Genomic DNA, 14,376 nt, shown 5'->3' with positions numbered 1-14,376 from the left:
CCTCCTCAGTCGGACTGCTCGGCCAGACCGGCCTGATCCAGTACGAAGGCGTATTCAAGGGCCGCCTGCTCCAGACGACGGAAACGCCCGGATGCACCGCCGTGGCCGGCTTCCATGTTGGTGTGCAGCAGCAGCGGATTGTCATCGGTCTTGGTGGCGCGCAGCTTGGCGACCCACTTGGCGGGCTCCCAGTACTGGACCTGGGAATCCCACAGACCGGTCGTGACCAGCATGGCCGGGTAATCCTGCGCCGTCACGTTGTCATAGGGCGAGTAGCTGAGCATGTACTCGTAGTAGACGGGATCCATCGGATTGCCCCACTCGTCGAACTCGTTGGTCGTCAAGGGGATCGACTCGTCGAGCATCGTCGTGACCACATCCACGAACGGTACGTGCGCAATGATGCCGGCGTAGCGCTCGGGCGCCATGTTGGCGACCGCCCCCGTCAGCAGGCCGCCGGCGCTGCCACCCATGGCGAAGACCCGCTCACCATCGACCATGCCTTCGTCGACCAGATAGGCCGTAACGTCGATGAAATCGTTGAAGGTATTGATCTTGTTGAGCATGCGCCCATCGTCGTACCATTGGCGGCCCATCTCCTGCCCGCCGCGGACATGGGCGATGGCGAAGACGAAACCTCGGTCGACCAGACTGAGGCGATTGGTCGAGAAGCTCGGCTCCGTGCTCGACCCATACGACCCGTAGGCGTACTGGTACAGCGGCGCACTGCCATCCAGCTGCGTGTCCTTGTGATGCATGATCGAAACCGGAACCTCGACGCCATCCCGGGCCGGGACCATCATCCAGTGGGTGACGTAGTCGGCGGAATCGAAGTCGCCGGGCACCTCTTCCTGCTTGAGCAGGGTGCGCTCGCCGGTGACCACGTTGAGATCCCAGGTCTGGGTCGGCGTGGTCATCGACTCGTAGTAGAAGCGCAGCAGCGGCGAGCTCTGATCGGGGTTGGAGCCCAGGTAGGCGACATAGGCGGGTTCCTCGAAGGCCAGCACCTGGGATTCACCGCTATCCCAGTCCTGCAGGCGCAGACGACGCAGACCGTCGGAGCGCTCGCTGATCGCCAGGATGTCGTCCAGGGCGGTAAAGGTGTGGATGAAGATCTCGTCCGAATGCGGCACCAGGTCCTGCCACTGCGAGCGATCGGCGTGATCGTCGAGGCCGACGGTCATCAGGCGATAATTCGGCGCCTCGAAATTCGTCTGGACGATCCAGCGGTCCTGGTGATGGTCGATGTAGTACTCGTGATCGCGCTCGCGGGGGAAGAACACCCGGAACTCGCCGAGCGGCTGATCGCTTTCGAGCACTCGCATTTCGCTGGAGACGGTCGAGCCGAGGTAGATGACGTTGTAGGCCCCGGAGTCCGTACGACCGACACCGGTGTAGAAGGCCGCATCGTCTTCCTGGTAAACGAGATCACCCTGACCGAAGGGCATCTCGCCCTCCTGCACGGACTCGGGCGCCGTGTCCAGACGCCAGACCTGCCAGGAGCGAAGGGTCTCGGGCTCGTTGGCGACGTAGAACAGGTGACGATGATCGCCCGACCAGCTGAGGCTGGAGGCGCCGACGATGCCCGTGTCCACGGTTTCGCCCGTGGCCAGGTCCTTGATCAGGATGCGGTACTGACGACGACCGATGTTGTCTTCCAGGTAGGCCAGGCGTCGGTTGTCCAGGCTGACATCCCAATCACCGACGCTGTAGAAGTCATGGCCTTCGGCCAGTACGTTGACGTCGAGCAGGATTTCTTCGTCGGCCTCCATCGTGCCCTCGCGGCGGGCATGGATGGGGTATTCCTTGCCGCTCTCGTAGCGCGTGTAGTACCAGTAGCCGTTGTCGAAGATCGGCGTCGAGGAATCGTCCTCGACGATCCGGCCACGAAGTTCTTCGAACAGCCGCTCGCGCAGACCGCTCAGGTGGGCCAGGCTGGCCTCCTTGTACTCGTTCTCGGCTTCCAGATAGGCCAGCACTTCGGGATCTTCACGTTCGTCGTCCCGTAGCCAGTACCACGGGTCCTCGCGATCTCCGGCCGGCGCGCTCACGACGTGCTCGCGCTGTTCGGCCATCGGCGGTTCGAGCACGACCGCTGGCGCGCTTTCGACGGGGTCGGCAGGCTGAGCAGCAGGCTCGGCGGACGGCGCCGGGGTCTCTGATCCACAGCCGGCCAGGCCGACGAGGAACAGGGCGAGAACACACGCCCGCAGGGCGCGGACGGACAGCAGGGTCTGGAACATGGAATCGGCTCGAATGGAATCAACACAGGAAGCGCATGTTACACCCTGCCCGCCCGGGCGTCAGCCGCCAGAGGTCACGCCCGGTCCGCGGCGAACAAGCGTTCGAGCAGGCCCTCGTGAAAGGCGTCGGAATCCTGACCGTCGAACAGGCCCAGGCGACGGGCGCGGTCGAAGAAGCCTGGCGCCGGTCGACCCGGACGGGCACGACTGACCGCCAGAGCCGCTCGAGGCAGCCGCCCTGCGGTCACTTCCTGCTTGAGTAGAAGTTCGATCAGGCGGGTGGTCTTGTGGATCCGATGCGGGCCCGGCATGGCCAGGGCATCGGCAATCTGGAGGTAGGTCAGGGTCCGTCGCTCGCGACGGGCCTGTTCGAGCAAGCCCGCCAGCGCGGCCAGGAACCGCGCCTGCTCCTCGGGCTCGAGGCGCTTGGTCATGCAGCGTCTCGCCTCAGGCCGCGGACTCGTCGATGCCGCAGTTGTTCTTCTCGAAGACGCGATCGGCGCGATAGCTGGAGCGGACCAGCGGCCCGGACACCACTTCCATGAAGCCCATTTCCAGGCCGATCTCGCGCAGCTTGCGGAACTCCTCGGGCGTGACGAAACGCTCGACCGGCAGGTGGTTGACGGTCGGGCGCAGGTACTGACCGAAGGTCACGATGTCGACCCCGATCGCGCGCAGATCGCGCATCGTCTCGATCACTTCCTCGTCGGTCTCGCCCAGGCCGAGCATCAGACTGGTCTTGGTCAGGACCTCGGGGCGATGGCGCTTGGCGTGGGCCAGCACGTCCAGGGTCTGCTGGTAGCCGGCGCGGGGATCGCGCACGGGATGGGTCAGGCGACGAACGGTCTCGACGTTCTGGGCGAACACCTCCAGGCCGGAATCGACCACGGTTTCCACGTCGTGAAGACGACCCTGGAAATCCGGCGTCAGCGCTTCCACCGCCGTCTGGGGGTTGACCTTCTTGATCTCGCGAATGCAGGCCGCGTAATGCCCTGCACCTCCATCCGGCAGGTCATCACGGTCCACCGAGGTCAGGACCACGTACTTCAGATCCATCAGCCGCACGGACTCGGCCGAATTGGCCGGCTCCTCGGGATCGAGCCAGCCCCGCGGGTTGCCGGTGTCGACGGAGCAGAAGCGGCAGGCCCGGGTGCAGACATCGCCCATCAGCATGATCGTCGCGACCCCGTTCGACCAGCACTCGCCGATATTCGGGCACTTCGATTCCTGGCAGACCGTGGCCAGGCGGTGTTCGTTCACGTTGCGCTTGACCGCCTCGTATTTGCCGCCCGAGGGCAGCCGCGCCCGCAGCCAGGTGGGCTTGCGACCGATCGGCGCCGGCTCGGCACCGGCACGGGCCTTGATGCCATCGCGGATCGCGGTGAAGCCCTGGGGCTTGACCACCTTTTCACCGCTCTTGACCGTGATCGAGATGCGCTGCTTGTCGGACATGACTGTCGGCCCGGGTTCGAACTGGACGCCGATTATCTCACGATGCGGGCAGCGCGGCGTGCAAGCGGGCCCTTTTCCGCCGCCGCGGCTCGCGATGACGGGGCCGTGCGCGTTGCACGCGGCTCGCTGAGGACTCGGAGCTGCCGACCTCGAGCTGGGCGCGCCCGGGATCATGCTGCTGCCACCAGTGATCGCCATCGGCCAGCGACGGCGACGATGGCGCCCCGAGCAGCGGTTTGACGGCCGATCGAGCTTCGGATCGGTCCAGCGCCCGTCGCTGCGCGGTACTGAGTTCGTCCAGGCAGAGTGTGCTCATCGCGTTTCTCCGGTCGGCAGGGATTCCAGGCGATCTTCGCGCTCCAGTTGAACGAGCAGGCGCATGGGCCCGCCGGCCTCGATCGCGTCGAAGGGCCAGCAGGTGACCCAGGTCATCAGATCCGGGGCGGCCAGATTCAGGCCGGTCGTGCGCGAGTCCACCACCTGCTGGCTGGCCACGCGCCAGTGCTCGGTCTGTCCTCCGCCCAGCTCCAGCTCCACCTCGGCGCCGGTGACCAGGTGTTCCAGGAAGCGGAAATGGGTGTCCCGATGGGCCGCGATCAGGCGATGTCCCGCCGGTCCGGTTTCCATGCCCGGCCCCCAGGCCAGCACCGGGGTATCCGCCCCATCGAGCACGAGGTAGTCGATGTCCAGCTCCGGCACCCGAAGACGCGCCACGGGGTGGCTGACCGCGCCCGGCCAGGGACTGACCGGCCTTTCCTCTTCCCTCGACTGCGCCCAGGCCCGTTCCAGCAGGATCTGGCCCAGCCAGGCCTTGGCCTCGATGGTCGCTGCGCCGCCGAGCTGCCAGAGGCCCACGGCCAGCAGGGAAGCGATCAGAATCCGGCGAATCATGACTCACCCTCCCCGTCACCCTGACGACTGATGAAGGGGTGCAGCAGAAGCAGCACGACCATCAGCAGGGCCAGCAGACCACGCAACCAGCGCGAGACCGTGCCGGCATCGGTGGCCGGCATGGCCCGGGCCAGCATGGCGTTGGCATCGGCACCGTTGTCGGCCAGATATCCGGGGACCTGATGGCGTCGCAGGGCGGCTTCGCGAGAGCGTTCGGGGGTCCGATCCACCGCCACGAGGCTGGTGTAGGGGCTGAGCAGTTGATACTCGATGGCGAGGTCGAGCACGCGCCGTCGGACCTCGTCCTCGGCCAGTTCGTGCCCACGCCGGTCGAGCTCGCGCTGGATCGCCTGCCGACCCCAGTGGGCGGCCACGCCAGGCGCGATCTGGAAGGTCTCCAGGGGGATGACCTGCTGCCAGGGCTGGCCATCGCTCAGACCGGTGACCAGGACATCACCGCGCAGACGCTCGGCCCGTGCCACCACCATCAGCGGCTGGCCGGTGTAGAGATCGGGAATGCGCTCCGGCACGGCTTCCACCTCGGCCGGCCAGTGCACTTCGATATCGTGCAGCACGGGGCTGGTCAGCTGCGCGACCAGCTCGGTCATCCGCCCCTGCACCTGCCAGAGGTCGGCGATCAGCACTTCGCTGCCCCGCCCGAAGCGGGCCAGATCGCCCAGGAACTGGCTGTTGACGCCATGCCCGATGCCGACCGTGAACAGGCGGGCCTGACCGATCCGACGCCGAACCAGATCGACGATCTCCGTTGTATTGCCGACCTGGCCATCGGTGATGAAGACCAGCTGGGGCAGATAGCCAGGACTGATTGGCTGGCCCAGGGCCAGCTCCAGGGGCTGAAGCATCTCCGTGCCCCCGTCGGCGCGCAAGGCATTGACGAAGTGGCGGGCGCGCAGGACGTGGTCGGCGCTGGCCTCGACCGGCGCCGGGAACAGGGCACTGGCGGCACTGTTGAACTCGATCAGGTTGAAGCGATCCTGCGCCGACAGGCTGTCGAGGGCGAACAGCAGGGCCTTGCGCGCCTGCTCGATCGACTGCCCCTGCATCGAGCCGGAGGTATCGATGATCAGGGTCACCTCGCGCCGCGTCTGCAGGGCGGCGAAGTCCTGCGGTGGAGTCAGCAGGACCAGAGCGTGGTCGAGGCCCCCGAGGCGCTGCATGAACACGGCCGATTCCACGTGCGAGTCCACCGCCGGCCGCCACACCAGTTCGAAGTCGCGGTGGGGGTCGGCAAAGGGTCCGTCGAGGGTGACGGTCCAGCGGCCCCGATCGAACTGCTTGTCGATCAGATGATGGCTCGACTCGAGCCAGGTCAGCGGCACGCCCGGGGTCAGTTCGACACTCAGATCGACGGGATTGACCGAGTCCAGGGGACCGGCAAGCGGCGGCGTGATCCTGGAGGCATCCGGAACCCGGTCGGTGTTCGGCGACCAGCCACCGCCATCGGCTGCGGACCCCATTTCGGCGGGCGTCGGATTGCCGGGCACATAGGGCGGCGCCATGCTCATCGGGAACCGCAGGCGGAATTCGCCGTGCACGAATTCCACGGCCTGGCGAAAGCCGATCTGCACCTCGACCAGCTCACCCGGCGCGATGTTCGCGATCCGGGTGGAGAACAGATTGGCCCGCTCCTGCTCGACCAGGCTGGCGATTCGCCCCTCCGCCCGGGCCCGCTCGTAGGTGGCGCGCGCTTCCTCGCGTTCCTGGATCTCGCCTTCGATGACCCGATCCCCGATCACGACGCGCAGGCTCTCCACCGCCGCGTTGTCGGGCAACGGAAACACGTAGCGACCCTCCGCCCACTCCGCGGTGTCGTTGAGGAACTGCTGCCGGACCTGGGCGTAGGCCAGCAGGCCGGTGACCTCGATGTCGATATCGGTCACCAGCGCCAGCGAGGCGCTCGACTGCCCGTCATGCTCGAGCCAGAGCGTGGCGGGGCTCGGCTCCGGCGACTGAGCCCGCGCGCTGATCATGGCGGCGGCGAAAAGGACAGCAAGGAAGGATCGGTGGAACGCGGCCATCGGGGGTCTCCATGAAGGTGGTGGATTCGATGGCCCCATTGCAATCCACCGCGCTGACCCTGGCCGGACCGAAAGATGGCAATTCGGTGGCAAGGCATGGCAAGTTCGTGGAAACCCTCGAGATCGGCTTGTACGCGGGCGCGTGAATCCCGACAATGCCCAGCCATGAGCTCACGCCTGATCGCCATCATCGAAGACGAAGCCCCGATCCGGGAGAACTACCGGGACGCGCTGGAGCGCTACGGCTTCCAGAGCCGCGGCTTCGGCGACCGCGCCAGCGCCCAGGCCGCCTTCGAACAGGCCCTGCCGGACCTGGCCATCATCGACATCGGCCTGGGCGACGAACCGGAAGGCGGCTTCGAGCTGTGTCGCTGGCTGCGCCAGCGCTCCGGCGAGCTGCCGATCATCTTCCTGACCGCCCGCGACAGCGACCTCGACGCCGTCTCCGGCCTGCGCCTCGGCGCCGATGACTACCTGACCAAGGACATCTCCACCAGCCATCTGCTGGCCCGGATCACCGCCCTGTTCCGGCGCATCGACGCGCTGAAGCAGACCCGCAGCGCCCCGGACCGGCGCCTCGAGCAGGGCGCGCTGGTGCTCGACCCCGATGCGCTGACCGTCCACTGGCAGGGCCAGGGCGTGGCGCTGACGGTGACCGAATTCTGGATGGTCCATGCCCTCGCCCGCCACCCCGGCCACGTCAAGAGCCGGGGCCAGCTGATGGATGCGGCCAGCCTGGTCGTGGACGACACCACCATCACCTCCCACATCAAACGCATCCGGCGCAAGTTCCAGCTCGTGGACCCGGACTTCGAGGCGCTCGGCACGGTGCACGGGGCGGGCTACCGCTGGCACGCCGGCGCATGAGCCTTCGCTGGCAGCTGGCGTTGATCGCCCTGCTGCTGCTGGTCCTGCCCGTGGCCGGCTGGCAGTTCGCCCGCCAGGTCGAACGCACCCTGCGCGCCGGGCACGCCGATGCCCTGTTCGACAGCGCCAGGACCACCGCGCGCCTGGTGGCCGAACGCGCCGACACGCCCTGGCTCGGACCGGACACGCCGCTGCTCTTTGCCCGTCGCCCCGAAGCGCGCCCCATCCTCGATGGCTACCCGGACGACTGGGCCATCGACCCCGCAAACGAGGAGACAGGCAGCGGCGCCCGCCTCACGGCCGCGGTACACGAGCAGACCCTCCAGCTGCTGTTCCAGGTCCGCAGCCCACGGCAGGTCTACAGCCAGCCGGGACGCGGCGACGGCGATCGCCTCGAACTGGAGTTCGAACGCGCGGATGGCCTGCGCGGAACGGTGGAGCTGGCCCCGCTCGCTCCAGGCTGGGTGGAATCCCGCGGGCGCAATTCCGAAGGCTGGCCCCGGGTCCAGGGCTATTGGCAACCGGGCGCGCGGGGCTGGACGGTGGAGCTTCAGGTGCCCGATCAGCCGCGCATCGAGACGCTGAGCTGGCGGGTCGTCGATGTCGACGACAGGGCCCGGAACTCGGACGCACGCCGCTACGGCCCGGACACGGCCCTGACCGTAATGCGCCCCGACCGCCCGCTCGATGGGCTATTGGCCTCGCTGCTCCCCGACCGGACCCGGGCCTGGGTCAGCCTGCCGTCCGGATGGGTCCTGGCCCGCGCCCGGCGCGACGGGCCGGAAGACCAGGAGCCGGCCTCGCCCAGCTGGCTGGACACCATCCTGTTCGAGCGACTGGCCAGCGATTCGATCGGCGTCGGACCCTCGCGCGGCCCCGAGACCGTGCGCCTGAGCGCCCTGCCCGAACCGACCAGCTGGACGACGCGCGATGACCAGCCCGGCGTCACCCTGTCCGCCGCCGCGCCGATCGAACGGGATGGAGAAACCGTCGGCGTGCTGCTGCTCGAGCGGGATGCGGATCGCCTCCTGCTGGACAGCAACCGTGCCGTGCTGCGCCTGCTCAGCATCAACCTGGGCGTGTTTGCGGGTGTCGCGCTGTTGCTGCTGGCCTATGCCACCTGGCTATCGCTTCGGATCCGACGCCTGCGCGACCTGGCCGAGGCCTCGGTCGGCGAGGATGGACAGGTTCGTCAGACGCCCAGCCCACCCCGATCGGGGGACGAGCTGGGCGATCTGGGTCGTACGGTCACGCAGCTGCTCGGGCGCCTTCGTGAACATCAGAGTTACCTCAGGACCCTGGCCGACAAGCTGGCGCACGAACTGCGGACCCCACTGGCCATGATCCGCTCCTCGCTGGACAACATGGAGCACGCCGAAGCACTGGACGACATCGAACGCTACCGGCAACGCGCCAGCGAAGGGAGTGACCGCCTGAACCGGATCTTCCGCGCCATGAGTCAGGCGTCACGCATCGAGGAGAGCCTCGCTCATGAAGCGCTGGAAGCGATCGACCTGGGCGAGTTTCTGAGGACATACCTCGAGGCCTGCGCCGACACCTATCCGGAACGGCGCTTCGAGCTGGAGCTGCCCGCTCAGGCGAAGCGCAAGGGGGCATCGACCGACGCGGAATCGCTCCGGATACTCGCCGCCCCGGACCTGCTGGCTCAGCTGCTCGACAAGCTGATCGAGAACGCCGTCGACTTCAGCCCCCCGGGAAGCCGCATCGCGGTCACCGCCCTGCGCGTCGACCAGCGCATCGTGATGCACATCGACAATGAGGGTCCCGCCCTGCCCGAGGACAGCGACACCCTGTTCGACTCCATGGTCTCCGTGCGCAAGACCCGTGGTCAGGGTGTCCACCTCGGTCTGGGCCTGAGCATCGTGCGACTGATTGCCGAACATCACCAGGGCCGGGTCCGGGCCAGCAACCGCCCCGGCGGCGTGCGTTTCAGCGTGAGCTTTCCGGCTTAAGACTAGAAATCTCGACCCATCAGGACGATTTCTTGGGTTTGACCCGACGCGCCGTATGACCGGCCTTGCGCGCGGCCCGCGACTGCACGGCGCGGCGCACGGGTGGCCGCCGACCGTCGCTGTCATCGGACTTTCGAGCGCCCTTGCCTTCGGCATCCGCTTTGCGACCCGGCTTTCCAGTCGGCTTGCCCTTGCCGGCCGGGCGGTCTGAGGAGTGCGCCTTCGGGGCACGCCCACGGGGCGGGCGCTCCCCTCGCTCCGAATCGGGACGCCAGCTTTCGCGCACCGGCCCCTCGCGCCGCTGCCCGCGATGTGGTTTGCCTTCCTTGCGATGAGGACCACCGGACCGACGCGGGGGGCCGACGGGCCCCGTATCGACCCGGATGTCCAGGGCCTGACCGGCCACCCGGACGCGAGCCAGCAGATCGAGTGTCGCCTGCGGAAGATCGGCGGGCAGCTCGACGAGACTGAACTGATCGCGAATCCGGATCCGACCGATCCGGGACGAATCCAGATTCGCTTCATTGGCAATGGCACCGACCAGATTGCCGGTCCGCACGCCGTGGACATTGCCGACTTCGACCCGGTAGGACCGCAGGCCTTCCTCCGATGGCGCCTCGGGCTGGTTCGGACGACTGCGCTCACGCGGCGGACGATCCGGGCGGCGTTCATGGCGGCCGGGGAGCGGTTCCGGCTCGCTGAGCAGCAGTTCGTCCCCGCCGCGCAGCAGCCTGGCCAGCGCCGCCGCGATGTCGCTCATTTCGGCACCCGTCTCCTGCTGACAGGCGTCCACGACCTCCCGATAGACGTCCAGGGACTCTTCTTCCAGTGCCTGCGCAACGGCTTTCTTGAAGCGCTGCACGCGCTGTTCGTTGACATCGGCCACCGAGGGCACGCCCATCGGCTCGATCGGCTGGCGGGTGGCACGTTCGATGGCGCGCAGCATGCCGCGCTCCCGGGGCGCGACGAACAGGATGGCCTCGCCGGCCCGCCCTGCCCGACCGGTGCGGCCGATGCGATGGACGTAGGCTTCCGTGTCGTAGGGAATGTCGTAGTTGACCACGTGGCTGATGCGCTCGACGTCGAGGCCGCGTGCGGCCACGTCGGTGGCCACCAGGATGTCGATGTCGCCGCCCTTCAGTCGCTCGACGAACTGCTCGCGCTGCTGCTGGGGCACGTCGCCGTTGAGCGCGGCCGCGGAGAAGCCACGGGCGTTGAGCCGCTGCGCCAGCTCCTCGGTCGCCACCCGGGTCCGGGCGAAGACGATCATCGCATCGAAGGGCTCGACCTCGAGGATGCGCGTCAGGGCATCGAGCTTGTGCAGGCCGCTGACCAGCCAGTAGCGCTGGCGGATCGTCGCCGCCGTCGTGGTTCTGGAGCGGATCGTGACCCGCTCGGGATCCTTCAGGTAGCGTTCGGCGATCCGGGCCACGGCCGCCGGCATGGTCGCCGAGAACAGCGCGATCTGGCAGTCCTTCGGCATCTTCGACAGGACGTTCTCGACGTCGTCGATGAAACCCATGCGGAGCATCTCGTCGGCTTCGTCGAGGACCAGCGTGCTCAGGTGACTCAGATCCAGCGTGCCCTTGTCCAGATGATCGATCACCCGGCCCGGGGTGCCCACGACCACGTCGGCGCCACGGCGCAGACCGGCCAGCTGCGGACCGTAGGCCTGGCCACCGTAGATCGGCAGGACGTGAAAACCATCCAGACCACTGGCATAGCGCTGAAAGGCCTCGGCGACCTGGATCGCGAGCTCTCGCGTCGGCACCAGCACCAGGGCGGCCGGCCGCGGGGACGAAGCCCTGAGACGGGCCAGCACGGGCAGTGCGAACGCGGCGGTCTTGCCGGTGCCCGTCTGGGCCTGGCCAAGGACGTCGCTGCCGTTCAGCAGGGCCGGAATGGTGGCCGCCTGAATCGGCGACGGGGCCTCGTAGCCCAGGCCGGTGAGTACACCCAGCAGGACTTCCGGCAGTCCGAGTTCGGCGAAACTCGCCGTTTCGGGGGATTCGGAAGGCTGCTCGCCTTCCCTGTGTTGATCGGACATGGACTTCCTCGAGGACCCGGTTCGTTATCGAACCGAGCATCATAATTCAATTCGCACCGTCAACCGACGATGCATGGCGAAGTGCGTCAACCCAGTCAGGCACCTCCGGCTCGCCGCGAAACACGGAAGCATCGACGCCGGCCGTCAGCGCCCAGCGGTGCAACCAGGTGATTCCACCGGGCCCCGTGTAGCCGTGGATCGGACGCTGATAAGCCGGATGCTTCGTGGCCTGTTCCAGGTCGACGAAGCGGTAGCCTCGCTCGCTCAGGGCATCGAGCAAAGGGCCCAGATAGTCGGCATTGAGGGCATTGGCATGGATCAGGAGGGTCTGTGGAATCGGCTCACCGACGATCGCCAGGGACTGATTCTCATAGAAAACAACCATTTCCAGCATATAGCGAAGGTAATCTCGCCCGATCCTTTCCATGCTTTCCCGATCGTTCGCGTTCCAGGCCCGGGCGTAGGCATCAGCGTAGACCCATTCACCATTGTCGACCGTGACGGGAGCTATACGATAGCCGCGCTCGGCCAGGGCCTGCGCGGTCATACGCTGGATCTCGGCGCTGCGCCCGACGTGGAGGTAGGGATGACGGAACCAGACCGGGGTCATGCCGCGTTCGGCCAGCAGGCGTCGGGTGACGATATCGCCGCGGAGCGCGTCCTCGATCCAGATCTCGGGCTCGACCCGGTGCAGGCTCAGGTGCTCATAGCCGTGATTGCCCAGCGCCATCCCCGCATCCAACCAGCGCCGAAGCAGGGCGACGCGCTCCGGGTCGAGCTCGCCCTCGCGTTCCAGGCGGGCCTCGTTGACGAAACCGATCGCCGGCACGGCACGCGCCCGAAGCACCGCCAGCAGTCGCTCGGTGATCCGGGTCTGCTGATCGAGATCATGACGCGACGGCGGTCCTACCGGCAGGTCGTCGATGGTCACGGCCAGACTCGGCCTCAGGCTGTCCTCGGTCCAGGGCGCGCGGCGGCTGGCATCGGCCAAGGCCTGCGCAGAAGACAGGAGCAGTATCAGAGCCAGCAAAGGCAGTCTGATGCGCGAAGCATTCGGTCGCATGGCCAGGATCCCCGTAACGGCACAGGCATCCGATCATGACCACTCGGTCCGAGTCTGGCAAGGACCTGCGTGTCTTGGCGGCTCAGCTCGCGTCGAGCAGACGCTCCAGCGAACGAACGCGCCGCCGCAGCTGTTCGAGTTCTTCGATCAGATCCAGCACCAGCGGGAGGTCGGAAGGCACCACGTCGAGATCCCGTCGCAGGCGTCGGGCCGTGCGCAGGCGGCGAAACTGGCGCAGGCTGAAATGCCATTCCCCGGCCCCGGCGTCTCGAGGCTCGGCCACGCCCTCGGCCACCCAGGTCAGCAATTCCTCGCGGCTCAATTCACAGGCCCGACAGAGTTCCTCCATGCCGAGCCTGGTGTCGTGATCGAGCAGTTCGACGAGCGGTACATCCTCACGCTTGGCATTCATGGTCAGACCTCCATCCCGGCGCGCGGATCGAAATTCTGAGCGCGCTCGAGTTCACGGTACAGTTCCACCTGTCGTTCATCGTCGGCCGGCGGCACCACCACCTTCAGAATCACGTACTGATCGCCCGGGCTCTTTCCTGGCAGACCGCGGCCCTTCAGGCGGAGTCGCTTGCCGCTGGAACTGCCGGGAGGAATGTTCATCGTCACCTTCCCGGCCAGGGTCGGTACCGTGATCTTCGCACCCAGCGCGGCTTCCCAGGGCGCGATGGGCAGCTGCAGATGGATGTCCCGCCCGTGCACTTCGAAGAGACGATGCGGTTTCAAGGCGACTTCCAGGTAGAGATCGCCCGCCGGTCCGCCGCCGAAGCCAGGCTCGCCCTGGCCGCGCAGACGGATCTGCTGGCCATCGCTGACTCCGGCCGGGATGCGAACTTCGAGATCCTGGGGACGCTGATGCACGTGACCGTCGGCGCCGACCACGGCGCGCGCCAGGCTGATCCGCCGCGCTCCGCCCTTGAAGGCCGTTTCCAGATCGACCTCGATCCGGGCGTGGCTGTCACGGCCGGGCGCCTGCCGGGGTCCGCGGGACCGCCCGCCACCGAAGCCGCCACCGAACAGGCTGGAGAAGAAGTCACTGAAGCCGGCCAGGTCCTCCGGGTTGAAACCACCGCCCTGGAAGCCGCCCTGCCAGTCCGGCGGCGGGCGGAATTCATCGCCCTGCTGCCAGCCACCCTGACGGACCTGATCGTAGGCCTTCCGCTTGTCGGGATCCTTCAAGGCCTCGTAGGCCTCGCCGACCTCCTTGAAACGTTCCTCGGCGTCGGCCTCCTTGCTGACGTCGGGGTGATACTTGCGCGCCAGCTTCCGATAGGCGCGCTTGATCTCGTCCTGGCTGGCGCCGGACTCCACCCCGAGAACCTTGTAATAGTCCTTGAATTTCACGGCCTTGCAACTCGTTCCTGGATACAGGCTATCTGGGGGAGATCGACCATGGAATCAAGCGCCGAAGGCGACGGGCGGACGGGCGCCCGGCCGGGCCAAGCCGATCAGAGGATGATGTACTCCGTGACGGTCGCCGAGATGCCTTGATCACCGGTCCCTTCATCGTCTTCGGGGTCGAGTGCCTGATCCGCGAGATCGCTCACCTCGCCCGACTCCGAAGACGCGAAGCCCCCGAACAACCAGCGCGTCCAGGACAGGAAGGTCTGCTGGATCGTCGGGGCATTGTCATTGGAAAGCTGGCCCGACGACGCCGTCACCGGAGCAGAAATGCAGACCAGGAGACCCAACAGCACAGCAACCAGAAGAAACTTCCGAAAAAATATCATCGCCAACACTCCTGCATGTATTCAACTCAAAAGATCGCCGCTGCGGATGCGCTGCATGCCCC

General features: G+C 67.0%; 13 protein-coding genes. 2 read left to right on the top strand and 11 right to left on the bottom strand.

The annotated features are described in order from the left end of the window. Positions 1-5 precede the first annotated feature (5 nt). The 6 genes from WM2015_RS06290 to WM2015_RS06270 form a co-directional block, all read right to left on the bottom strand. Positions 6-2,243, bottom strand: coding sequence for a S9 family peptidase (locus WM2015_RS06290; RefSeq protein WP_082169521.1), 2,238 nt, complete (start codon positions 2,241-2,243; stop codon positions 6-8). A gap of 74 nt (positions 2,244-2,317) precedes the next feature. Continuing rightward, positions 2,318-2,677 carry a hypothetical protein gene (locus WM2015_RS06285; protein ID WP_049725253.1) on the bottom strand — a complete coding sequence of 120 codons (360 nt, stop codon included), beginning with the start codon at positions 2,675-2,677 and terminating at the stop codon, positions 2,318-2,320. Positions 2,678-2,690: 13 nt separating this feature from the next. Beyond that, positions 2,691-3,695 carry a lipoyl synthase gene (gene lipA / locus WM2015_RS06280; protein WP_049725252.1) on the bottom strand — a complete coding sequence of 335 codons (1,005 nt, stop codon included), beginning with the start codon at positions 3,693-3,695 and terminating at the stop codon, positions 2,691-2,693. A 37-nt stretch (positions 3,696-3,732) separates the two neighbouring features. Continuing rightward, positions 3,733-4,011 carry a hypothetical protein gene (locus WM2015_RS15830; protein WP_156200954.1) on the bottom strand — a complete coding sequence of 93 codons (279 nt, stop codon included), beginning with the start codon at positions 4,009-4,011 and terminating at the stop codon, positions 3,733-3,735. Beyond that, complete coding sequence (locus WM2015_RS06275) at positions 4,008-4,586, bottom strand: sortase domain-containing protein (RefSeq protein ID WP_049725251.1); 579 nt, start codon at positions 4,584-4,586, stop codon at positions 4,008-4,010. Before WM2015_RS06275 ends, WM2015_RS15830 begins: the two co-directional genes overlap by 4 nt. Continuing rightward, entirely contained in the window at positions 4,583-6,625 is a 2,043-nt protein-coding gene (locus tag WM2015_RS06270; protein ID WP_049725250.1) for a marine proteobacterial sortase target protein, read from the bottom strand. Before WM2015_RS06270 ends, WM2015_RS06275 begins: the two co-directional genes overlap by 4 nt. Before the next feature lie 165 nt (positions 6,626-6,790). Here WM2015_RS06270 and pdsR point away from each other — a divergent pair, with 165 nt between their 5' ends. Together pdsR and WM2015_RS06260 are read left to right on the top strand one after the other, a co-directional pair. Next, complete coding sequence (gene pdsR / locus WM2015_RS06265; protein WP_049725249.1) at positions 6,791-7,492, top strand: proteobacterial dedicated sortase system response regulator; 702 nt, start codon at positions 6,791-6,793, stop codon at positions 7,490-7,492. Next, positions 7,489-9,465, top strand: coding sequence for an ATP-binding protein (locus WM2015_RS06260; protein WP_049725248.1), 1,977 nt, complete (start codon positions 7,489-7,491; stop codon positions 9,463-9,465). The genes pdsR and WM2015_RS06260 overlap by 4 nt, the downstream gene beginning before the upstream one ends. 19 nt (positions 9,466-9,484) lie before the next feature. Here WM2015_RS06260 and WM2015_RS06255 read toward each other — a convergent pair whose 3' ends face one another. From WM2015_RS06255 to WM2015_RS06235, 5 genes are all read right to left on the bottom strand, one after another. Further along, positions 9,485-11,512, bottom strand: a complete 2,028-nt coding sequence (locus WM2015_RS06255) for a DEAD/DEAH box helicase (RefSeq protein WP_082169519.1) — start codon at positions 11,510-11,512, stop codon at positions 9,485-9,487. A 46-nt stretch (positions 11,513-11,558) separates the two neighbouring features. Then, entirely contained in the window at positions 11,559-12,575 is a 1,017-nt protein-coding gene (locus tag WM2015_RS06250) for a polysaccharide deacetylase family protein (protein WP_049725247.1), read from the bottom strand. An 82-nt stretch (positions 12,576-12,657) separates the two neighbouring features. Beyond that, positions 12,658-12,987 carry a chaperone modulator CbpM gene (locus WM2015_RS06245; protein WP_049725246.1) on the bottom strand — a complete coding sequence of 110 codons (330 nt, stop codon included), beginning with the start codon at positions 12,985-12,987 and terminating at the stop codon, positions 12,658-12,660. A 2-nt stretch (positions 12,988-12,989) separates the two neighbouring features. After that, a complete protein-coding gene (locus tag WM2015_RS06240; protein ID WP_049725245.1) occupies positions 12,990-13,928 on the bottom strand; it encodes a DnaJ C-terminal domain-containing protein in 939 nt (312 codons plus the stop codon). Positions 13,929-14,032: 104 nt separating this feature from the next. Then, positions 14,033-14,314: a hypothetical protein gene (locus tag WM2015_RS06235; protein ID WP_049725244.1), complete on the bottom strand. Its 282-nt coding sequence runs from the start codon at positions 14,312-14,314 to the stop codon at positions 14,033-14,035. Positions 14,315-14,376 lie beyond the last annotated feature (62 nt).

It is taken from the genome of Wenzhouxiangella marina (assembly GCF_001187785.1).
Taxonomy (GTDB): Bacteria; Pseudomonadota; Gammaproteobacteria; order Xanthomonadales; family Wenzhouxiangellaceae; genus Wenzhouxiangella; species Wenzhouxiangella marina.
The sequence above is the reverse complement of the archived record's forward strand: the minus strand, read 5'-3'. Positions and strand labels throughout refer to the sequence as shown.